The organism is Streptomyces sp. NPDC026500 (assembly GCF_055567635.1).
Genome location: NZ_JBVHQB010000005.1, coordinates 389,003 through 410,126 on the forward strand (window position 1 = coordinate 389,003; position 21,124 = coordinate 410,126).

Consider the following 21,124-nt stretch of genomic DNA (forward strand, 5'->3'; position numbering starts at 1 on the left):
CCGGGCGGGTCCTAGTCCTCCCTCACCGGCCGGTACACGCTCACGTCCACGCCCGTCTTCGCGGTAGTGGTGGAAACGTGTTCGAGCGGGCGCTTCGTCCCGTCCTCGGGGAAGATCGTCTTGCCGCCGCCGAGGATCACCGGCATACGGATCAGCTGGAGCTCGTCGACCAGACCCTCGGCCAGCAGGGTGCGGACGAGGGTGGGGCTGCCCATCATCGCGAGGTCGCCGCCGTCGGTCGCGCGGAGTTCGCGGATACGGGAGACGGCCTCGCCGCCCGGGATGAGCGTGGTGTTGTCCCAGGCCGCCAGCTCGGCCTCGCCGAGGGTGCCGGAGACCACGTACTTGGGCAGGGAGTTCATCCGGTCGGCGAAGGGGTCGCCCGCTCGCTCGGGCCACGCCCCGGCCATCGTCTGCCAGGTGCGGCGCCCGAACAGCAGCGCCTCGGCGCGGGAGAGTCCCGCCGCGAACGCCCCGCCCACGACCTCCGGGTCGAAGTACGGGTGGGACCAGCCGCCGTGCGCGAACCCGCCGTCGGTGTCCTCCTCGGGACCGCCGGGCGCCTGCACGACACCGTCCAGGGTTGATTGCAGTCGTTGGTTTTGCCCGTGTTTCCTGGGTTTGGCTGTGTATCACGATCTGTCGACGGCCGGGCTGGTACACGCTGCTTTCACGTAATTGAGCGACGGGTGAACTGACCTGCGGATAGCTCGCGTTGGGCCCCTCTAGCCTCCTGGGCACGGAACTCTTGGAGGTCCTGCATTCCCGCCGCGGAACACCGGGCGGGAGTGAGGAGCTGGTGGCCGACTTCATGATGCTGGTCGCCTCGTTCTCCGGCCGGATGTACGGGATTCGCTCACGGCAGGCCCGTCAGCGCCTGCTGGAGGCGGCCGCCACGCTACCGGCCGGGCATCGGAGTGTGGGACACCAGGGTGGGGAGGTGGACGGTGCGGCGGAAGATCCAGTTGGGTGAGGGGGAGACGGAGCGCATCGCGTGTGCCTCGGCGTCCGCGTTCCGGGGCCTGGACACGGTCACCGGCGAGGTGCTGGGCGCGGAGGTGCTGGCGGGACGGGTGGGCTGGCTGACGTCCCTGGTCGAGACGTTGTGCACCGAGGTCACCTCGGCGCACTGGAACCGGCCCGACCTTGCGCAACTCGCCTCCGGGACCGACTTCCGCGGTGCCCGGCTGCCGTCGAACGCATGGATGGCCGTGCGCACCCTGGGATGGGGTGCGGTGGTGCCGGACGGGCTGTATCTGCCGGACCGGGTGCGCAGGGTGGCCGAAGAGCAGGCCGGGCGGGCGCTCCGGTCGGCTGGTGGCGCAGCGAGATCACCGACGCGATCCTGGCCACCTGGCCCACGGGGCCGGACACCGATCCCCTACGGCGTACTGAGGGCGAGTGGGCAGCTCTGCGGGCGGCCTGCCCGGACGGGAATGCGGTGGCGGCCTCGGTGCTGCGCGCCCGCACCCGTCAGATTGCCGCTTTCCAGGCGGCACAGGACGGCTGTCCGCCGGTGGATGTGTGTGCCCTGGAGGGGGCGCCGGGCGGTGGGCGGCAGGTGGTGCTGGCCGCCGCCGACAAGCAGTTGTGCACCCTGACCCGCTGCGAAGACGATCCCGGCCACTACGCGGTGCTGACCGTGCGGCTGCCGGTGCGCCCCGATCGGCGCACCCGCGCGGACTGGCACCCGACCGTGATCCGCTTCCGGCTCCCGCCGGCCGTTCCTCTGGGCGCTGCTCTGCACGCGCCCACGCTGCGCCTGCGCAATGGTCGGCTGCGGTTGGACGTCGCGTTCACTACCGCCGCCCCCACGACCCGACCGGACGGGCACACCCGCGCGATGGCCTTCGACTACGGACTCAACACCCTGCTCACCGGCGGCACCCTGACCCTGTCCGGCGGCCAGCAGCCGACCGTCATCACCGACGGACGCCCCGTGTTCTTCCGCCCGGACGGGGCGCTGGCCAAGGCCGACCGGCTGCGCATCCTCGGCGAGCAGCTGTGGGCCAAGACAGCCCGCCTCCAAGCCCTCCTCAACGGACGGGCCGCAGCCGGGCAGTGGCCCGAGCCGTCCACCACAGCGAAGCTGGCGGTCCTCAAGGCCGAGCACGCGGCGGTCAGCAGGCGACGCTCCCGGCTGAACGAGCAGCTGGCCAAGGCCGCCGCCCGCTTCATGGTCGACCACGCCCGCGCGGCCCGAGCGACGGTGATCTACCTGGAGGATCTGCGGGACATGGAGGCGCGCGGTAAGGGCCGCACCCTCAACACCCGCCTGTCCTCCTCGGTCCGCGGCCAGATCGTGGCCCACACCCGCCACCAAGCGGCTGCGTACGGAATCGCGGTCGTCATCGTCCCGGCCCGGGGCACCTCGAAGTACTGCCCCAAATGTCTGAGCGCCTTCCGCCACCACACCGCCCCCGACAATCCGAAGCGCGGCTGGAGATGGGCCACCTGCCCCAACACCGCCTGCGGCTACAGCGCGGACCGCGACGTGGCCGCATGGCAGCGGATCGGTGCGCGAGGACTGACCCACCAGCACACGACTGTCCTGGACCGGAGCAGCGGCGCGTATGTGATCCGCCGCATGGTCAAGGTGCTGGACCAGCCGGTCCAGCACCCCCTTCACCCCGGCGCCGTCTCCTCCTCCGGGCCCCCGCAGCCTCGCGCTGCGACGGACCGGACGAAGCCGGGGCCGACGAGAAACCGCCCTGCGCCCAGGCAGCGACGCAGGGTCCCCGCCCCACCCGGAAATTCCGCAGCATCTACCGATGCGGGTTCGGGTGGAAAGCGTCCGGCGGGGCGAATGCCCCAGTCGCCAAGGCGTCACCCCCAGTGGCGCGGACGGCGGCAGGCACCGCACACGATGAGCACCCCTACCCGGCACCAGCCGCGCGGGGCCAGACTCGGCGCAGGCTTCCACCTGCACGCCCACGCCACCCCCACCCCACCGTCGGGACGGACATCCGGGCAGCCGAGATCCTCTTCCCAGGACCGGAGCCGGGCCGAAAACCCAGCCCCGCCCAGGAAAACCTAAGCTCATCTGCGACGCTGATGAACTCACTGATCACGATGCGCACCGGACTCGCTCCTCGTCGCTGTCTCGGCCACATCACGCCTTCGGATTACGACGCGTTCGGGTTACGTCGGTGAAGACCGGCGCACCACTCCGAAATCATCGCGCCTGCGCGACGCCAGGGTGTGACGCGGCACACATCCTGGCGCGTCTTCCGTCCAGCGATTGGGTCGCGCCGCTCGCCCGCCCCCGAACGGCGGGTCACCCATTCACACCCTCCACCCCGCCCCCTTCGGGTTCTCTTGTGCGGTACACCGGGTGCACACCGGTGACCTGCCGAAATACCGAGAGTTCCGCCTCCTCCGGCGTCCTTCCTGACACCCGTTCACATCATTTCTGACGCTCCATCAGAGAGCGGGGGCGGTCATGTGCCACTTACCTCGGAAGGGCAGGGGTACGACCGACGCTGCGGCACTTGGGGGTGTCGCGGGCCGCACCCCCTCGGAGGAGCTAGCACGATGCGACGTACCGCACGTCTGCTGACCGGTACCGCGCTCGCCGTCGCCGCCGCGGGTCTGGGTGCCGCGCCCGTGTACGGCGGAGACACCGGAAGTCTGGAGGTGTTCCCCTCCACCGTCGTCCCGGGCGCCGACGTCACCGTCAACACGGCCGCGTGCGGCTCGGACGGCACCGCGAACGGGGACGCCGACGCGGTGGGCGGCGGCACCTTCACGCTCGCCGCCAGCGCCCACGAGCAGGACGCGATCGGTCAGTTCCGGGTGCCGCCGAGCGCGCAGCCGGGAACGTACGAGATCGTCGCGACGTGCTCCCACGGCCGGCGGGTCACCGGCGACCTGCTGGTGACCCTGGCCTCCACGCGCGACCAGATCCAGCCGCGCGGGCATGTGAACACGGGTGTCGGCGGCGCGCTGGGCCCCGACCCCGTACAGACCGCGGCGGGAGTGGCGGCGCTGGCCGTCGCCGCCGCGGGCGGTACCTGGCTCCTGCATCGCCGGGCGAGAGGCGACGGGATCTGACGGACACCCTCCGCTGTCCGTCCGCCGGTACCGCCGTCCCTCCCCCTCCGTGGCCCGACGCCCCTCGCGGCCCGGAGGGGGAAGGGACCGGCCCCATCAGCACACCCCCGTCAGCACACCCCAGCCGTCGGGCGCCGGCCGGTCCCGCCCCCGGAAAGGAACCCGTGAGGAGGCGCGCGTGCGCCGGGTCAGCAATGTCGCCATAGCGTCGGTCACCCTCGTCGCCCTCTGCTCCGGTGCCTGGCTGCTACGCAGCGGCGCCGAGGCGCACCCGCCTCCCCAGCCGTCCGCGGCACAGGCGGCCACCGCCGGGGACCGGGCGCGATCCGTCGCCCCCGCGATGCCGCACTCCCCGCCGAGCCGCATCCGCATCCCCGCGATCGGCGTGAACGCCCCTCTGATGGGCCTCGGCCTCACCCCGCAGGGCAGCCTGAACGTGCCGCCCGCCGAGAAGAAGAACCTGGCCGGCTGGTACGAGGCCGGGACCAGCCCCGGTGAGCGCGGTACGGCCATCGTGGCCGGGCACGTCGACAACGCGGAGGGTCCCGCCGTCTTCTACGACCTCGGCTCCCTCCGCAAGGGCAGCACGGTCGAGGTGGACCGGCTCGACGGCAGAACGGCCGTCTTCACCGTCGACGCGGTCGAGGTGTACGACTCCCGCGCCTTCCCCGACGCGAAGGTGTACGGCGCCGCGCACCGGCCCGAGCTGCGCGTGATCACCTGCGGCGGCGGCTACTCGGAGACGACCGGCTACCAGGGAAACGTGGTCGTCTTCGCCCATCTGACGGGCAGCCGCTGAGAGTTCACACGAGTCTCAGGCAGCCGCTGAGAGTTCACATGAGTTCAGGCAGCCGCTGCGGGTTCGGACGAGCCATGGGCAGCCGCTGACGGTTCGGACGCGCCACGGGCGCCCGCCGACGGTTCAGGCCAGCCACTGCTGGTACGCCAGGTTCGCCACCAGCGCGAACACCACCGTCAGCAGCACCGCCCGGACGAACCCGCTGCCCTGCTTGAGCGCGGTCCGCGCGCCCACCATGCCGCCCGCCAGATTGAACACGGCCATCAGGGCGGCGAGCTCCCAGAACACCGTGCCCTTCCAGGCGAAGGTCGCGAGGGCGCCCGCGTTGGTGCAGCAGTTGACGATCTTGGCGGTGGCGGAGGCGGTCACCAGGTCGAGGTGGAGCAGCGCGGTGAGGGCGAGCACGAGGAACGTGCCCGTGCCCGGGCCGATGAGCCCGTCGTAGAAACCGATGCCGAGCCCCGCCAGCCCGATCGCGGCGAGGACGCGGCGCGGGGAGACCGGGGTGGTCGGCGGCGCCGTACCGAAGGCCGGCCGCAGGATCACGAAGGTGCCGACGCCGAGCAGGACGACCATGACGACCGGCTTGAGCACCTCGGTGCTCAGCCCGGCCGCGACGAACGCGCCCGCCGTCGAACCGGCGAGGGCCGCGAGTCCGATCCGTACGGCGAGGCGCACGTCGACGGGTGTCTTGCGCGCGTACGTCACCGCGGCCCCCGTCGTGCCGACGATCGCGACCGCCTTGTTCGTGCCGAGCGCGTACGCCGCCGAGGTGCCGGCGGGCAGCCCGAGCAGCATGGCGGGCAGCAGAAGCAGCCCTCCCCCGCCGACCACGGCGTCGATCCAGCCGGCCGCCAGGGCGGCGGCGCACAGCACAAGGATCATGGTCAGCGATATGTCAGGCATGATCGCGACCCTAAGCGACGGGATAGGTGTGCCGTGCACGGGCCCCGGGAAGCTTCAGCGACTCCCGAGGTTCGCCTCGACGGGACCCAGGGGACGGCCCGGTCCCCTGCGGCTCAGTTCACCGCGTCCAGGTAGCGCAGGACCGCGAGCACGCGCCGGTGGCCGGTGTCCGACGGGGGCAGGTCGAGCTTGAGGAAGATGTTGGCGATGTGCTTCTCGACGGCGCGTTCGGAGACGGTGAGGGCGGCGGCGATCGCATGGTTGGTACGGCCCTCGGCCATCAGGGCGAGGACCTCGCGCTCGCGGGGGGTGAGGGCGTCGAGGGCGCGGACCCGGCGGCTCGCGCCGAACAACTGGGAGACGACCTCGGGGTCGAGGGCCGTGCCGCCCGAGGCGACCCGCTCCATCGCGTCCACGAACTCGCCGATGTCGACGACGCGTTCCTTGAGGAGATAGCCGAACCCCGCCGGATTGCCGAGCAGTTGGGTGGCGTACTTCGTCTCCACGTACTGCGAGAAGACCAGCACCCCGGTGCCGGGGTGGTCCTCGCGCAGCCGCACGGCCGCCCGGATGCCCTCGTCGGTCTGGGTCGGCGGCAGCCGGATGTCGACGACGGCGACGTCCGGCCGGTGCTCGGCGACACCGGCCAGCAGGGCGTCCGCGTCGCCCACGGCCGCGACCACCTCCACCCCGCGCAGTTGGAGCAGCTGGGCCAGCCCGTCACGCAGCAGGGCCGAGTCCTCGGCGATGACGACGCGCATGGGGCTCCCGTTCACCAGGGTCAGCAGGGCAGTTCGACGGTGACCACGGTAGGCCCTCCGGGCGGGCTGTCGCAGGCCAGCGTGCCGTCGACGGTCCGCGCGCGGGCCAGCAGTCCGGTCAGGCCCGAGCCCGCGCCGATCACCGCTCCCCCGCGCCCGTCGTCACGGACGCTCAGCCGCAGCAGGCCGTCCCGGGCGGTCACCGTGACGGCGGCTCGCGTGGCCCCGCTGTGCTTGGTGGCGTTGGCGAGGAGTTCGGCGGCGCAGAAGTAGGCGATCGACTCGACCGCCGGGATCGGCCGCTCCTCGATGTCGGCGCTCACCTCGACCGACAGCGCGCTGTCGGCGGCGAGGGTGGCCAGCGCCGTGTCCAGGCCCTGGTCCAGTACGGGCGGATGGATGCCCTTGACGAGATGGCGCAGCTCGGCGATGGCCTGCCGGGCATTGGCCTGCGCGGTGTCGACGACGGTGAGGAGCCGGTCCGCGGGGGCTCCGGCACCGATCAGCTCCCTGATCATCGTGAGATGCATCGCGAGGCCGACGAGCCGGGCCTGGGTGCCGTCGTGCAGATCGCGTTCGATGCGGCGCAGGGTCGCCGCCGCGTCGTCCACGGCCTGGGCGCGGGTCTCCTCCAGGGTGCGGATACGGCGGTCGGCGGGGTCCGGGCCGAGCAGCGTGGCGATCCAGGACCGGTGCGGGGCGAGCGCCTGACGCAGCAGCCAGGCGGCGGTCGCGAGGAGCAGCAGTCCGAGGGCCACCGGGATCAGCCAGCGCGGCCAGGAGTCGACCTGGAATCCGAAGAACTCCAGCGACACCCGGTGCTCCGTGCCGTCACTGGCCCGCCGGGTGTCGTAGTTCCAGTGTTCGAGGACGGGGTGGAGGGTGAGCAGGACGCCCCAGACGTAGCCGATGACGACGGCGACGTACCCGAATACGGCGGTGAAGGGTGCCGCCAGCGCGCAGGCGACGGCGCGCCAGCCGCCGCGGTCGGCGAGCAGCGCCCGCCGCCAGCCCAGCGGCCCGGCACCCGGGCGGCGCTCCGGTTCCTCGATGTTCATCCCCAACAGACCGCGTGCCAGGGCACGTTGGAGTCTGCCGAGGGCGAGTGCCCCGCGTACGGTGACGGCGATCAGCCACAGCCCGAGGGTGGTCACGGACAGCGCGCCGCCGACCAGCAGACCCACGAGCGTGAGGACGAACCCGACCAGGGCGAGCGGGAAGGCGATCAGCGCGTAGAGGAGGGCCGCGAGGGCCCGCCGCCCGAAGGGGAAGCCCAGCGTGGCGCGGAGGCGGTTCATGGTCCCCAACCTAGGAGAGGAGTGCCGCCGCGAGGCGGAGTTGGACGGCGGCCATGGCCCGGCCGAGCCACGGCATGATCAGCAGGAAGCCGACGCCCCCGACGAGAGCGTGGAAGGCCCGGGCGCCGGCGAAGGTGGGCCCGCCCCAGGAGTCCGCGTAGTCGGAGCCCGCGCGCAGGGGCCAGCCGAGGTTCATCGGCACGATGGACCAGCCGTAGCCGGTGACGGCAAGGACGAGGAGGTTGAGGGGCGCCGCGAGGAGCGCGTGGGCGAGCCCCTTCATGGGCCCCGGCGACCCGGCGCTCCCGGGAAGGCCGAGGAAGCGGTGGGCGAGGGCCCGCTGCCACCGTCCGGTCGGAGCTCCCAGCAGGGACAACGGGACGCAGGCCACCCCCACCGGCAGGGCCGCCAGGGCGTACGCGACCCGCCGCCAGGTGTCCGCCCGGAACGGCTCCCTGACGAACCGCCAGACGCGTATGGAGGCTTCGTCCCGGGCGGGGGTCGGCCGGTGCCGGACGTCAGGGGCAGGGGTCGGCCCGTGTGTGCGGGTGGTGGTCATGGTGGGTCCCCTGACTGGTCGTGGGCGGGTGGGGTTCGGCCCTTCGTTGAAGAGGTCCGGCCCTTCACGGGCGAGGTCCGGCCCTTCAAAGGATTCCGCCCGAGGACTCCCCGATCGATCGTGCCCGCACGTGAACCGGGGGTACGGCTGGCCCCACCCCCACCCCCTCCCCCGCTCCCCGGAGCCCTCACACCGCGGCCCGGTCCCCGCTGAGGGCAGCGTTCCTCCCGGGAAACAGGCGTGATGCCACCGGGTAACACCGGCACCGCACGGTGTGGTCATGACCTCGCATACGACGATGACGGCGGCGACGACTGCGACGACAGGGACGGCGACGGCCCCGAACGCCTCGGCCGGGAACGCGCACACGATCGTGCTCGTCGGCCACGGCATGGTCGGCCAGCGCTTCCTGGAGTCGCTCGCCGAACGCGGACTGACCGCCACCCACCGCGTGGTCGTGTTCTGCGAGGAGCCCCGCCCGGCCTACGACCGGGTCCGGCTCACCTCGTATTTCTCGGGCCGCACCCCCGACGAACTCTCGCTCACGGACGCGGAGTTCATCAAGGAACACGGTATCGAGCTGCACCTCGGCGACCCGGCCGAGTCCGTCGACCGGGGCGCGCGCACCGTGACGGCCAGGTCCGGTCTGACGGTCGGCTACGACACCCTCGTGCTCGCCACCGGCTCCTACCCCTTCGTCCCGCCGGTCCCCGGCAAGGACGCCGAGGGCTGTTTCGTCTACCGCACCATCGAGGACCTGCTCGCCATCGAGGAGTACGCGAGGGCACGGGCGACGACCGGAGCCGTGGTCGGCGGCGGTCTGCTCGGACTTGAGGCGGCCGGCGCGCTCAAGGGACTCGGACTGGCCACGCACATCGTGGAGTTCGCGCCGCGTCTGATGCCGGTGCAGGTGGACGACGGCGGCGGCGCCGCGCTGCTGCGCACCATCGAGGACATGGGTCTGAGCGTGCACACCGGCACGGGCACCCAGGAGATCGTGACCGGCGACGACGGCGCCGTGACCGGCATGAAGCTGTCCGACGGGTCCGAACTCCCCACGGATCTCGTGGTGTTCTCGGCGGGAGTGCGTCCACGCGACCAGCTGGCCCGCGCCATGGGGCTCACGGTGGGCGAGCGCGGCGGCATCACCGTCGACGAGCAGTGCCGCACCTCCGACCCGGTCGTCTTCGCGATCGGCGAGTGCGCCCTCGCCGCGGACGGCCGGGTCTACGGACTCGTCGCGCCCGGCTACGAGATGGCCGCGACCGCCGCCGCCACGATCGCCGCCGACGAGGCGAGCTTCACCGGCGCCGACCTGTCGACCAAGCTGAAGCTCCTCGGCGTCGACGTGGCCTCGTTCGGCGACGCGCACGGTGCCACCGCCGACTGCCTCGACGTCGTCTACGCGGACGCGCGCTCAGGTATCTACAAGAAGCTGGTCATCGGCCGCGACGGGCAGCTCCTCGGCGGCATCCTGGTCGGCGACGCGGACGCCTACGGCACCCTGCGCGCCTTCACCGGCTCGGTGCCGCCGATCGCCCCGGAGCAGCTGGTGCTGCCGGCGGGCGCGGGCGCCCCGGTGGCCCTCGGCCCCTCCGCTCTGCCCGACTCCGCGGTCATCTGCTCCTGCCACAACGTCACCAAGGGCACGATCCGCGGCGCGGTCACCGAGCACTCCTGCACGAACGTCCCCGAGGTCAAGAAGTGCACCAAGGCCGGTACGGGCTGCGGGAGTTGCGTGAAGGTCCTCGGTCAGCTCGTCAACGAGGAACTGGCCGCGAACGGTGTCGAGGTCGACCACGGTCTGTGCGGCTGCTTCGGGCAGACCCGCGAGGAGCTGTACGAGATCGTCCTCGCCCTCAGGATCACCTCGTACCGGACGCTGCTCGACCGCTACGGCCGCGAGGACGCCCGGGGCGGTGACGGCTGCGAGGTCTGCAAGCCCGCCGTCGGCTCGATCATCGCCTCCCTCGCCCCGACGATCGGCGCCGACGACTACGTCCTGGCGGGCGAACAGGCCGCGCTCCAGGACACCAACGACCACTTCCTCGCCAACCTCCAGAAGAACGGTTCGTACTCGATCGTGCCGCGCATCCCCGGCGGCGAGATCACTCCCGAGAAACTCATCGTGATCGGCGAGGTGGCGCGGGACTTCGGGCTCTACACGAAGATCACGGGCGGTCAGCGCATCGACCTGTTCGGTGCGCGGGTGGAGCAACTCCCGCTGATCTGGGCACGGCTGGTGGACGCCGGCTTCGAGTCCGGGCACGCGTACGGCAAGTCGCTGCGGACGGTGAAGTCCTGCGTCGGGCAGACCTGGTGCCGCTACGGCGTGCAGGACTCGGTCCGGATGGCGATCGACCTGGAGCTGCGCTACCGGGGTCTGCGCTCCCCGCACAAGCTGAAGTCGGCGGTCTCCGGGTGCGCCCGCGAGTGCGCCGAGGCCCAGTCCAAGGACTTCGGCGTGATCGCCACGTCGAACGGCTGGAACCTGTACGTCGGCGGCAACGGCGGCGCGACCCCGCGGCACGCGGATCTGCTGGCCCAGGATCTGAGCGACGCCGAACTGGTCCGGCTCATCGACCGCTTCGTGATGTTCTACATCCGCACCGCGGACCGCCTGGAGCGCACCTCGACCTGGCTGGAGCGGATTCCGGGCGGCCTGGACCACGTCCGGGAGGTGGTGGTGGAGGACTCCCTCGGCATCTGCGAGGAGCTGGAGTCGCTGATGACCGCGCACGTCGCGAACTACCGGGACGAGTGGGCCGAGACCATCAACGACCCGGAGAAGCTGGGCCGGTTCGTGTCGTTCGTGAACGCCCCGGACACCCCGGACCCGGTCGTCGGCTTCGTTCCCGAGCGCGACCAGATCAAGCCCGACCTGCCGCTGCTGACCATCGGACACCGCCCCCTGGAAGGAAGTGCCCAGCGATGAACCTGGCACCCGAGACGACCCGGACGACAACGGCCCTCACACTCCAACTCCTGCTGGAGGAAGACTGGTTCACGGTGTGCGAGCTGTCCCTGCTGACCCCGGGACGGGGTGTCGCCGCCCTCCTCCCGGACGGCCGCCAGGTCGCCCTGTTCACCGACCGCGCGGGACGGACGTACGCCATCGACAACCGTGACCCGTTCAGCGGGGCGGCGGTGCTCTCCCGCGGACTGACCGGCACCCACCGGGGCCGCCCGTTCGTGGCCTCCCCCCTGCTCAAGCAGCGCTTCGACCTGGAGTCGGGGCGATGCCTGGACGACGAGGACACAAGGGTGGCGACGTACGAGGTCCGGGCCGCCTGATCCGGCCCGGACCGCCGGACCGGACCCTGCCGGTCAGCCCTTGAGCCCCTCGAAGGTGACGCCCGTCAGCCGCTCCGAGGCGGCCCAGAGCCGTTCCGCCTTGGTGTCGTCGCGGGTCCAGCGGGCCCGCCAGGACGTCGCGGGCGAGCCGCGCCACATCGCGAAGGACGGGCCGACGAAGGTGTCGGGCCGCACGCCGGGCGCGGTGGCCGCGTACAGCGTCGGCAGGGCCCCGGCCTCGGCGCTCTGCGCGAAGACGCGGTTGCCGATCTCCATCAGCCGCACGGCCCCCCTGCGCCCCTCCAGCCGGGGCCCGGCGGTCTGCAGGTTGGTGGAGGCGTACCCGGGGTGCGCGGCGGCGGCGACGGCATCGGACCCGGCGACGGACAGCCGTCGCGCGAGCTCGTGCGTGAAGAGAAGGTTGGCGGTCTTGGACCGGCCGTAGGCGATCCACTTCCGATAAGACCCCTTCTCGCTGTTGAGGTCGTCGAGGTCGATGTCGGAGAGCGCGTGGACCATGCTCGACACGGTGACGATCCGCGCGCCGGGGGTCTCGGCGATCACCGGGAACAACAGCCCGGTGAGCGCGAAGTGCCCGAGGTGGTTGACGCCGAACTGGGTCTCGAAGCCGTCGGCGGTACGGCCGAGGGGCAGCGCCATGACCCCGGCGTTGTTGAGGAGGAGATCGAGCCGGTCGTACGCCCGCTCGAAGACGCTCGCGAACTCTCTTACGGAGTCCAGTTCGCCCAGGTCCAGTCGTATGAACTCGACGTCCGCGCCGGGCACTTCGGCCACGAGCCGCTCCACGGCCTCGGCGCCCCGCGCCTCGCTGCGGCAGGCGAGCACGACCTTGGCCCCCTTGCGTGCCAGCTCACGCGCGCTCACGTACCCGAGCCCGCTGTTGGCCCCCGTGACGACAGCGGTGCGCCCGCTCTGATCGGGGACGTCCTGCGCGTTCCAGCCGGACATGGCGATTCCTTCCAGATGACTACGGGCACCCAGCCTAGGCGGGCCCTCCACGCCGGACGCCACGCCCGACCCGAAGGGGCGGCACCCCCGCACAGGGTGCCGCCCCTTCGTTCTGGATGCCGGGGCCGAGGCCGGTCGGTGAGGGTGGGGTGACCGGCGTGGCTCCGGGGTCTCTACCGGTGGTCGCTGCCCTTCGAGCTGGAGGCCGCGCGGCCCGCTTCCAGGCGGGCGACGGGGATCCGGAAGGGGGAGCAGGAGACGTAGTCGAGTCCCACCTCGTGGAAGAAGTGGACCGACTCGGGGTCGCCGCCGTGCTCGCCGCAGACGCCGAGCTTCAGGTCGGGGCGCGTCGCGCGGCCTGCCTGCACCGCGGACTTCACCAGGGAGCCGACGCCGTCCTTGTCGATCGTCTCGAACGGGCTGACGCCGAAGATGCCCTTCTCCAGGTACGCCGTGAAGAAGGAGGCCTCCACGTCGTCGCGGCTGAAGCCCCACACCGTCTGGGTGAGGTCGTTGGTGCCGAAGGAGAAGAACTCCGCCGCCTCGGCGATCTGGCCGGCCGTCAGCGCGGCCCGCGGCAGCTCGATCATCGTGCCGATGGCCAGCTTCAGGTGCACACCGGTGGCCGCCTCGACCTCGGCGATGACCTGGTCGGCCTCCTCGCGGACGATCTCCAGCTCCTGGACGGTGCCGACGAGCGGGATCATGATCTCCGCGCGCGGGTCGCCCTTGGCGTTCTTGCGCTCGGCGGCCGCCTCCGCGATGGCCCGTACCTGCATGGTGAACAGGCCGGGGATGACCAGACCGAGGCGCACACCGCGCAGGCCCAGCATCGGGTTCTGCTCGTGCAGCCGGTGCACGGCCTGAAGGAGACGCAGGTCGTTCTCGTTGGAGTCCTTGCGGGACTCGGCGAGCGCGACGCGCACCGACAGTTCGGTGATGTCCGGCAGGAACTCGTGCAGCGGCGGGTCGAGGAGACGGACCGTGACCGGAAGTCCGTCCATCGCCTCGAACAGCTCGACGAAGTCCTTCTTCTGCAGCGGCAGCAGCCCCTTCAGGGACTCCTCGCGCTCCGCGTCGGTGTCCGCGAGGATCAGCCGCTCGACGAGCTCGCGGCGGTCGCCGAGGAACATGTGCTCGGTGCGGCACAGGCCGATGCCCTGCGCTCCGAAGCGGCGGGCGCGCAGCGCGTCCTCGGCGTTGTCGGCGTTGGCGCGCACCCGCAGCCGGCGGACCCGGTCCGCGTACGCCATGATCCGGTGCACCGCGGCGACCAGCTCGTCGGCGTCGTCGGCGCCCGCGTGCATGCGGCCCTCGAAGTACTCGACGACCGGGGAGGGGACCACCGGGACCTCACCGAGGTAGACCTTGCCGGTCGAGCCGTCGATGGAGATCACGTCGCCCTCCTCGACGACGTGCCCGCCGGGCACGGTCATCCGGCGCCGCTTGGTGTCGACCTCCAGCTCCTCGGCGCCGCAGACACAGGTCTTGCCCATGCCGCGCGCCACGACGGCCGCGTGGGAGGTCTTGCCGCCGCGCGAGGTCAGGATGCCCTCCGCCGCGATCATGCCGTCCAGGTCGTCGGGGTTCGTCTCGCGGCGGACCAGGATGACCTTCTCACCGGAGCGCGACCACTTCACGGCGGTGTACGAGTCGAAGACCGCCTTGCCCACGGCCGCGCCCGGCGACGCCGCGATGCCCCGGCCGACCTGCTCGACCTTCGCCTCGTCGTCGAAGCGCGGGAACATCAGCTGTGCGAGCTGGGCGCCCGTCACCCGCTGGAGCGCCTCGGCCTCGTCGATCAGGCCCTGGTCCACCAGCTGCGTGGCGATACGGAAGGCCGCGCCCGCCGTGCGCTTGCCGACGCGGGTCTGGAGCATCCACAGCTGGCCGCGCTCGATGGTGAACTCGATGTCGCAGAGATCCTTGTAGTGGTTCTCCAGGGTCTCCATGATCTGCATGAGCTGGTCGTACGACTTCTTGTCGATCGACTCGAGCTCGGCGAGCGGGACCGTGTTGCGGATACCGGCGACGACGTCCTCGCCCTGGGCGTTCTGGAGGTAGTCGCCGTACACGCCCTGGTGGCCGGAGGCGGGGTCGCGGGTGAAGGCGACGCCGGTGCCGGAGTCGGGGCCGAGGTTGCCGAAGACCATCGAGCAGACGTTGACGGCCGTGCCGAGGTCGTGCGGGATGCGCTCCTGGCGGCGGTAGAGCTTGGCGCGGTCGGTGTTCCAGGAGTCGAAGACCGCGTGGATGGCGAGGTCCATCTGCTCGCGCGGGTCCTGCGGGAAGTCCCGGCCGGCCTCGGTCTTGACGATCTTCTTGAACTTGGTGACGAGCTTCTTCAGGTCGGCCGCTTCGAGGTCCGTGTCGACGGTGACCTTCTTGAGGGTCTTCGCCGCCTCCAGCGCCTCCTCGAAGAGCTCGCCGTCCACGCCGAGGACCGTCTTGCCGAACATCTGGATGAGACGGCGGTACGAGTCCCACGCGAAGCGGTCGTCGCCGGCCTGCCGGGAGAGGCCCAGGACCGACTTGTCGGAGAGCCCGATGTTCAGGACGGTGTCCATCATGCCGGGCATGGAGAACTTCGCCCCGGAACGGACGGACACGAGCAGAGGATCGTCGGCCTGGCCGAGCTTCTTGCCCATCTTGGCCTCGAGGGCGTCGAGGTGCGCACTCACCTCGTCACGCAGTGCCGCCGGCTCCTCGCCACTGTCGAGGTAGGTCTTGCACGCCTCGGTGGTGATGGTGAAGCCGGGCGGAACGGGAAGTCCCAGGTTGGTCATTTCGGCAAGGTTGGCGCCCTTGCCCCCGAGGAGGTCCTTCAGGTCCCTGTTGCCCTCGGTGAAGTCATAAACGAACTTCGCTCCGCCGACGCCGCTTTCAGCTACGTGGGGATCTTTGTTTTCCGACACGAGTCTCGACTCCTCGACGTCGCGGTGGCTGCCCTGACGACGGGGAACATACCCAGATCGAAGACGTCTGGGTACGTCCACTTGCGCGTCATGCGCCTGTAACCACTCGTCCGCCACCAGATCAAAAGTCAAGGCTTGGCAAGCCATCGGGCGGCGATGTTTTCACTTCTTGAACGAATCAACGCTCGTAGATCGCTCTGCACGCTCAGGTGAGCGAGCTTCGACACGTCTGAGTTTAATCGATGAACGATCAGAGGGTGGCACTGAGTGCCACCCCTTAGGGAAGTGCAGTCGCTCAAGATCCGCTCATCTGAGCGTGACCCCTATCAAGGGTGGCGAGAATCACGCCATCGGGAGAAGTCAGATTTCATCATGCGGACCACGATCCGGACACGACACACGGATGTCACCCACCGACACCCCACACGGGTGACCCCGGAACCGACGGCCCCCGCCGGTGATCCCGGATCCGACGGTCTCCACCCCCAATGCCCCGGAACGGAGGGCCCCGCCCCCGTGCGGAACGGATGACCACGGCCCCGGGCCCCGGAACGGCCGACCCCGGCACCGAAACGAACGACCCCGCTCCCCGGCGCGGGGCCCGGACCGCGGGCGCCGGAACAGTTGGCCTCCGGAAAGGACGGCCTCCGGGATGCACGGCCCCGGACGGCGGGCGTGCTGTCACACGCCGAGGGCCGCCAGCCGCTCCTCGGCCCGCTCCGGTGCGTACAGGTACTCCACGACCATCGCCCCCGCGCCCACGAGCCCGGCCCGCTCGCCGAGCCGGGAGGTCACGACGTCCAGATGAGCGGTGGAGCGGGGCAGCGCCCGCTGGTACAGCAGCTCCCGGACGCCCGTGAGGAAGGGGGTTCCGGCCAGATCCCCGGCGATCATCAGCACGCCCGGGTTGAGCAGCGTCACCACGGTGGCCAGCACGTCCCCGACCTGCCGGCCCGCCTCCCGGGCGAGCGCCATCGCCTCGGGATGCCCGGCGGCCAGCAGGTCCCGCACATCCGAGCCGGACGCGGCCGGGACCCCGGACTCCGCGAGCCGGCGCGCCACCGCGCCGCCACTGGCGACGGCGGCCAGACAGCCGTACGAGCCGCACCGGCACAGCGCGTCGGCGCCCACCCGGATGTGCCCGATGTCGCCGGCGCCGCCGTCGATACCCCGGTAGACGGTGCCGCCGACGACCATGCCCGCGCCGATACCGGTGGAGACCTTGACCAGCGCGAACGCCGAGCAGTCCGGGTAGCCGACGCGCTGCTCCCCGTACGCCATGAGGTTGGCGTCGTTGTCGACTAGCACGGGTACGGCACCGGCGCCGGTGCCCGCGTGTTCGGCGAAGGCGCGGCCCAGCCGGCCCCTTATGTCGTAGCCGTCCCAGCCCGGCATGATCGGCGGCTGCACCACGCGGCCGGTGTCGCTGTCGACCGGGCCCGGCACCGCGAGCCCGATGCCGCAGACGGCGTCGGCTCGCTGCCCGGACTTCTCCAGCAGCTCCGCGAACCAGCGTCCGAGCTCGCCGAGCACCGCCTCGGGGCCGTCGTCGATCACCAGGGCGCCCGCGTGCTCCGCGAGGATCTCTCCGGTCAGGGTGAGGAGGGCGGCCCTGCCGTGCCGGGTGTCGAGGTCGGCGGCGAGGACGACGGCGTGCTCGTCGTCGAACTCCAGGGTGATGGAGGGGCGGCCGCCGAGCGGTGAGTCGACGGGCCCGCCCGCCCCCTCGCGGAGCCAGCCCGCGCGGAACAGCCGGTCCAGGCGCTGGCCGACCGTGGCCCGCGACAGACCGGTGGCCCGCTGGAGCGCACCGCGCGTGGTCGCCCGGCCACTGCGCACCAGTTCGAGCAGTTCTCCGGCGCTTGCCTGGTTCCCGGTCTTCACGGTCCCTCCCCGCCTTTCTGTCATGCGCACCCTCTTGCGTTCCCCAACTCTGCATTACATATTGAGTTTTGCGTGTTAAATAGACGTAACCCTACGGCAGCTACTGCCGAACTGGTCGGTCGGACGTCTTCGGGGAGACCTGAGTGGACAGCACAACCCAGCTCACCGCACTGCGCAGGGGGCCCATCACCCCCGTGCGTACCTCCGGCACTCCCGCGCACGCCTCCGGCCCGCCCTCTCCGCCCGGTCCGGACGAGATCGTCCGGACCGGATCACCCGTATACGATCCCGCGGGGCCGTCGGGGTCCCTGCACCTCAGGGCGTCCCGGGTGCTGAACGGCAACTGGACGGGAACGTCGACGGTGCCCTCGCGCGGTCTGTATCCGCACCAGTGGTCCTGGGACTCCGCGTTCATCGCGATCGGCCTGCGCCATCTGTCCCCGCTGCGGGCGCAGACGGAGCTGGAGACCCTGCTCGGCGCGCAGTGGGCCGACGGGCGTGTCCCGCACATCGTGTTCAACCCCTCCGTCCCGCTCGACGCGTACTTCCCGAGCCCCGACTTCTGGCGCTCGTCGACCGCCGGACGCGCGGCGGGCGCCCCGCGCACCGTACAGACGTCGGGCATCGTGCAGCCACCGGTGCACGCGCTCGCGGTGTGGCTGGTGCACCGGGCGGACCCGGGGCTGTCCCGGTCCCGCTCGTTCCTCTCCCGGATGTATCCCCGCCTGGCGGCCTGGCACCGCTATCTCCTGCACCGACGGGACCTGGGCGGCGGGGGCCTCGCCAGCGTGGTCCACCCCTGGGAGCAGGGCATGGACAACAGCCCCTGCTGGGACGCCCCGCTCAGCCGCGTCACCCCGGCGCCCGCCCGTTCCTTCCGGCGCGCCGACCTCGACCACGGCGCCCCCGAGGACCGGCCGACGGATCTCGACTACGGGCGGTACGTACGGCTGGCCACGGACTACCGGGACCGGGGGTACGCCGACGGCGGCGGCGAGTTCGCCGTCGAGGACCCGGCGTTCAACGCCCTGCTGATCGCCTCGGAACACGCGCTGGCCCGTATCGCGCGGGAACTGGGCGCGACCGGGACCGCCCGCCACGCGCGCGCCGAGCGGCTGACGGCGGCACTGGTGGAGCGGCTGTGGGATCCGGCGGAGGGCATGTTCTTCTGCCGCGACGAGCGGAGCGACGGGAAGGGCGGGCGCGGTGCGCTGATCCCTGAGCGCAGTGTCGCGGGACTCCTCCCCCTCATCCTCCCCGCGCTGCCGCGTGACATCGCCGCCACGCTCGTACGGACCGCGGGCGGGCCGCATTTCGGGCTGGGCGGGGTGACGCGGCTGGCTCCCAGCTACGACCTGACCGGCGAGGCGTTCGATCCGCACCGGTACTGGCGGGGGCCGGCCTGGTTCAACACCAACTGGCTGCTGGAGCGCGGGCTGCGGCTGCACGGGGAGCAAGGACGGGCGGACGCGCTGCGGGCCGCCCTGCTGGACACCGCCGGGGAGTCCGGGTTCGCGGAGTACGTGGACCCGTTCACCGGCGAGGCCTGCGGAGCGCTCGGCTTCAGCTGGACGGCGGCACTGACGCTCGACCTGCTGCACGAGCCCTCCGGGGCGGCACCGATCGTGTCCCCGAAGGGGCGCGACGCGTTGATCGACGCGGCGCACAGCACTGCGGGACAGCGCGTATTCGAGTTCGAGACGGGCGCCAAGGGAGGGGACCGGGGATGACGGACCGGCATCATCTGCTCGTGCACGGTGGAACGTTCGCCGCCGTGGGCGACGGCGGGGACATCAGCGGAGTGCGGGGCGGCAGCTCTCCGGACGGATTATTCGTACGGGACGCCCGGCACCTCAGCCGCTGGCAGCTGACGGTGGACGGCGCGGTGCCCGAGGCACTCACGCCGGTGGCGGACGGTGACACGGCGCGCTGTGTGCTGGTGCCGCGGGGCGGCCGCAACGAGCCGCCCGCGTACACGCTCTTCCGTGAACAGGCCGTCGCCGAGGGCTCGTTCGTGGAGGCGCTGCGCGTCACCAGCAACCGTCCGACGGCCACCACGGTCCGGATCGCGGTCACCGCGGACGCCGACTTCACGGATCAGTTCGAACTGCGCTCCGACTACCGCACGTACGCCAAGACGGGCGTCGTACGACAGCGCCAAGTCCTCGACGACGGGGTGGAGTTCAGTTATCGGCGCGGCGAGTGGCGGTCCCGCACGACGGTCACCTCCGAGCCCGCGCCGGACGGGGTGGAGGAGACAGGCACGGGCGCGCGTCGCCTCGTATGGACCCTCGACCTCGAACCGCACGGCTCCGCGGAGCTGGCACTGCGGGTCGCGGCGCGTCCGCACGGCGCCGCGCACGAGCCGCGCGTGCCCGCCTCACCCGCCGCGGCCAATGAGCGACTGCTCGCCCTGGAGGGCGAGTTCGCTCAGGGGGTGCCCTTCCCCACCGGCTGGCCCGAGCTGGCCGCGGCCTGCGCGCGGGGCCTGTCCGATCTGGCCGTCCTCCAGGTACCCGCCACGGGTCTGGACGGCGAGGAGCTGCGGGTGCCCGCGGCCGGAGTCCCCTGGTTCCTCACCCTGTTGGGCCGCGACGCCCTGCTCACCTCGCTCTTCGCGCTGCCCTACCGGCCCCAGCTGGCCGCCGCCACCCTGCCCGCGCTGGCCGCCACCCAGGCGGTCGAGGTGGGGCTGGGCGCCGTCGCCCAGCCCGGCAAGATCGTGCACGAGGTGCGGCACGGCGAACTGGCGCACTTCGGGCAGGTGCCGTACGGGCGCTACTACGGTTCGGTGGACGCGACGCCGCTGTTCCTGGTGCTGCTCGGCGCCTATACGGAACAGACCGGCGACGTGGCCCTGGCCCGCCGTCTGGAGCCCAACGCCCGTGCGGCGATCGGCTGGATGCTGGACCACGGCGGGCTGACCTCGCGCGGCTATCTCGTCTACCGCGCGGACGGCGGCGGTCTCGCCAACCAGAACTGGAAGGACTCCCCGGGGGCCATCTGCTCGGCCGACGGCAGCCGCCCCACCGGCCCGGTGATGGCGGCGGGCGCGCAGGGTTACGCGTACGACGCGCTGCGCCGCACCGCGCACCTGTCCCGCACGGTCTGGGACGACGAGGTCTACGCGGCGCTCCTCGAACAGGCCGCCGCCGACCTGCGCGACCGTTTCCAGCGGGACTTCTGGATGAGCGAACACTCCTTCCCCGCACTGGCGTTGGACGGCGACGGCCGGCATGTCGACGCGCTCGCCTCGGACGCGGGTCATCTGCTGTGGTCCGGCCTGCTGGACAAGGAGTACGGCGAGCTGGTCGGCCGCCGGCTCCTCGAACCGGACTTCTTCTCCGGCTGGGGTGTGCGCACGCTCGCCTCCGGCCAGTCGGCGTACCACCCGCTGTCGTATCACCGGGGTTCCGTCTGGCCCCACGACAACGCCCTGATCACCTTGGGGCTGGCGCGGTACGGCCTGCACGACGAGGCCCGTACGGTGGCCCACGGGCTCGTGGACGCCGCCACGGCCGCCGGCCACCGCCTCCCCGAGGTCCTCGCGGGCTACGGCCGCGACACGCATGCCGAGCCGGTGCCCTACCCGCACGCCTGCGTGCGGGAGTCCCGTTCGGCCGCGGCGCCGCTGGCCCTGCTCACGGCGGTGGGCGGCGCCTGAAGAGTTCGGGTGGCGCCGGGAA

Annotated in this window: 16 protein-coding genes; 7 read left to right on the top strand and 9 right to left on the bottom strand. The window is 71.8% G+C overall.

The window, feature by feature from the left end; genetic code table 11:
* Positions 1 to 11: 11 nt before the first annotated feature.
* On the bottom strand, positions 12 to 593 hold the full coding sequence (locus ACZ4N5_RS12350; RefSeq protein ID WP_467757132.1) for a dihydrofolate reductase family protein: 582 nt from the start codon (positions 591 to 593) through the stop codon (positions 12 to 14).
* Between the two features lie 305 nt (positions 594 to 898).
* Entirely contained in the window at positions 899 to 1,111 is a 213-nt protein-coding gene (locus tag ACZ4N5_RS12355; RefSeq protein ID WP_467757023.1) for a hypothetical protein, read from the bottom strand.
* Between the two features lie 330 nt (positions 1,112 to 1,441).
* Here ACZ4N5_RS12355 and ACZ4N5_RS12360 point away from each other — a divergent pair, with 330 nt between their 5' ends.
* The 3 genes from ACZ4N5_RS12360 to ACZ4N5_RS12370 all read left to right on the top strand — a co-directional run bounded on the left by ACZ4N5_RS12360 (position 1,442) and on the right by ACZ4N5_RS12370 (position 4,852).
* Complete coding sequence (locus ACZ4N5_RS12360; RefSeq protein WP_467757024.1) at positions 1,442 to 3,037, top strand: zinc ribbon domain-containing protein; 1,596 nt, start codon at positions 1,442 to 1,444, stop codon at positions 3,035 to 3,037.
* A gap of 497 nt (positions 3,038 to 3,534) precedes the next feature.
* The gene (locus ACZ4N5_RS12365; RefSeq protein ID WP_467757025.1) at positions 3,535 to 4,053 is read left to right on the top strand and encodes a hypothetical protein; all 519 of its coding nucleotides are present in this window, start codon (positions 3,535 to 3,537) and stop codon (positions 4,051 to 4,053) included.
* A 178-nt stretch (positions 4,054 to 4,231) separates the two neighbouring features.
* Complete coding sequence (locus tag ACZ4N5_RS12370) at positions 4,232 to 4,852, top strand: class F sortase (protein ID WP_467757026.1); 621 nt, start codon at positions 4,232 to 4,234, stop codon at positions 4,850 to 4,852.
* 123 nt (positions 4,853 to 4,975) lie between these two features.
* Here the strand turns inward: ACZ4N5_RS12370 and ACZ4N5_RS12375 are convergent, their stop codons facing one another.
* From ACZ4N5_RS12375 to ACZ4N5_RS12390, 4 genes are all read right to left on the bottom strand, one after another.
* The gene (locus ACZ4N5_RS12375; protein ID WP_467757027.1) at positions 4,976 to 5,758 is read right to left on the bottom strand and encodes a sulfite exporter TauE/SafE family protein; all 783 of its coding nucleotides are present in this window, start codon (positions 5,756 to 5,758) and stop codon (positions 4,976 to 4,978) included.
* A gap of 113 nt (positions 5,759 to 5,871) precedes the next feature.
* The gene (locus ACZ4N5_RS12380) at positions 5,872 to 6,519 is read right to left on the bottom strand and encodes a response regulator transcription factor (RefSeq protein WP_467757028.1); all 648 of its coding nucleotides are present in this window, start codon (positions 6,517 to 6,519) and stop codon (positions 5,872 to 5,874) included.
* Positions 6,520 to 6,539: 20 nt separating this feature from the next.
* Complete coding sequence (locus ACZ4N5_RS12385; protein ID WP_467757029.1) at positions 6,540 to 7,817, bottom strand: sensor histidine kinase; 1,278 nt, start codon at positions 7,815 to 7,817, stop codon at positions 6,540 to 6,542.
* Between the two features lie 10 nt (positions 7,818 to 7,827).
* A complete protein-coding gene (locus ACZ4N5_RS12390) occupies positions 7,828 to 8,376 on the bottom strand; it encodes a hypothetical protein (RefSeq protein ID WP_467757030.1) in 549 nt (182 codons plus the stop codon).
* A 391-nt stretch (positions 8,377 to 8,767) separates the two neighbouring features.
* Here ACZ4N5_RS12390 and nirB point away from each other — a divergent pair, with 391 nt between their 5' ends.
* Both nirB and nirD read left to right on the top strand, forming a co-directional pair.
* Entirely contained in the window at positions 8,768 to 11,311 is a 2,544-nt protein-coding gene (nirB, locus tag ACZ4N5_RS12395) for a nitrite reductase large subunit NirB (protein WP_467757133.1), read from the top strand.
* Positions 11,308 to 11,670, top strand: coding sequence for a nitrite reductase small subunit NirD (nirD, locus tag ACZ4N5_RS12400; protein ID WP_467757031.1), 363 nt, complete (start codon positions 11,308 to 11,310; stop codon positions 11,668 to 11,670). The genes nirB and nirD overlap by 4 nt, the downstream gene beginning before the upstream one ends.
* Before the next feature lie 33 nt (positions 11,671 to 11,703).
* On the opposite strand, the gene ACZ4N5_RS12405 is transcribed toward nirD, so the two are convergent.
* From ACZ4N5_RS12405 to ACZ4N5_RS12415, 3 genes are all read right to left on the bottom strand, one after another.
* Entirely contained in the window at positions 11,704 to 12,639 is a 936-nt protein-coding gene (locus ACZ4N5_RS12405) for an oxidoreductase (protein ID WP_467757032.1), read from the bottom strand.
* A gap of 173 nt (positions 12,640 to 12,812) precedes the next feature.
* The gene (gene ppdK, locus ACZ4N5_RS12410; protein ID WP_467757033.1) at positions 12,813 to 15,554 is read right to left on the bottom strand and encodes a pyruvate, phosphate dikinase; all 2,742 of its coding nucleotides are present in this window, start codon (positions 15,552 to 15,554) and stop codon (positions 12,813 to 12,815) included.
* Between the two features lie 681 nt (positions 15,555 to 16,235).
* Complete coding sequence (locus tag ACZ4N5_RS12415) at positions 16,236 to 17,462, bottom strand: ROK family transcriptional regulator (RefSeq protein ID WP_467757034.1); 1,227 nt, start codon at positions 17,460 to 17,462, stop codon at positions 16,236 to 16,238.
* A 233-nt stretch (positions 17,463 to 17,695) separates the two neighbouring features.
* Between ACZ4N5_RS12415 and ACZ4N5_RS12420 the strand changes: the two genes are divergently transcribed.
* Entirely contained in the window at positions 17,696 to 19,168 is a 1,473-nt protein-coding gene (locus ACZ4N5_RS12420) for an MGH1-like glycoside hydrolase domain-containing protein (RefSeq protein WP_467757134.1), read from the top strand.
* Positions 19,165 to 21,102 carry an amylo-alpha-1,6-glucosidase gene (locus ACZ4N5_RS12425; RefSeq protein ID WP_467757035.1) on the top strand — a complete coding sequence of 646 codons (1,938 nt, stop codon included), beginning with the start codon at positions 19,165 to 19,167 and terminating at the stop codon, positions 21,100 to 21,102. The genes ACZ4N5_RS12420 and ACZ4N5_RS12425 overlap by 4 nt, the downstream gene beginning before the upstream one ends.
* Positions 21,103 to 21,124 lie beyond the last annotated feature (22 nt).

Excerpts from the sequence above, each read along its gene's own strand:
- ACZ4N5_RS12390 (WP_467757030.1), bottom strand. The coding sequence starts at position 8,376 with ATGACCACCACCCGCACACACGGGCCGACCCCTGCCCCTGACGTCCGG.
- ACZ4N5_RS12405 (WP_467757032.1), bottom strand. The coding sequence starts at position 12,639 with ATGTCCGGCTGGAACGCGCAGGACGTCCCCGATCAGAGCGGGCGCACC.
- ACZ4N5_RS12415 (WP_467757034.1), bottom strand. The coding sequence starts at position 17,462 with ATGACAGAAAGGCGGGGAGGGACCGTGAAGACCGGGAACCAGGCAAGC.
- nirB (WP_467757133.1), top strand. The coding sequence starts at position 8,768 with ATGGTCGGCCAGCGCTTCCTGGAGTCGCTCGCCGAACGCGGACTGACC.
- ACZ4N5_RS12385 (WP_467757029.1), bottom strand. The coding sequence starts at position 7,817 with ATGAACCGCCTCCGCGCCACGCTGGGCTTCCCCTTCGGGCGGCGGGCC.
- ACZ4N5_RS12375 (WP_467757027.1), bottom strand. The coding sequence starts at position 5,758 with ATGCCTGACATATCGCTGACCATGATCCTTGTGCTGTGCGCCGCCGCC.
- ACZ4N5_RS12425 (WP_467757035.1), top strand. The coding sequence starts at position 19,165 with ATGACGGACCGGCATCATCTGCTCGTGCACGGTGGAACGTTCGCCGCC.
- ACZ4N5_RS12365 (WP_467757025.1), top strand. The coding sequence starts at position 3,535 with ATGCGACGTACCGCACGTCTGCTGACCGGTACCGCGCTCGCCGTCGCC.
- ACZ4N5_RS12380 (WP_467757028.1), bottom strand. The coding sequence starts at position 6,519 with ATGCGCGTCGTCATCGCCGAGGACTCGGCCCTGCTGCGTGACGGGCTG.
- nirD (WP_467757031.1), top strand. The coding sequence starts at position 11,308 with ATGAACCTGGCACCCGAGACGACCCGGACGACAACGGCCCTCACACTC.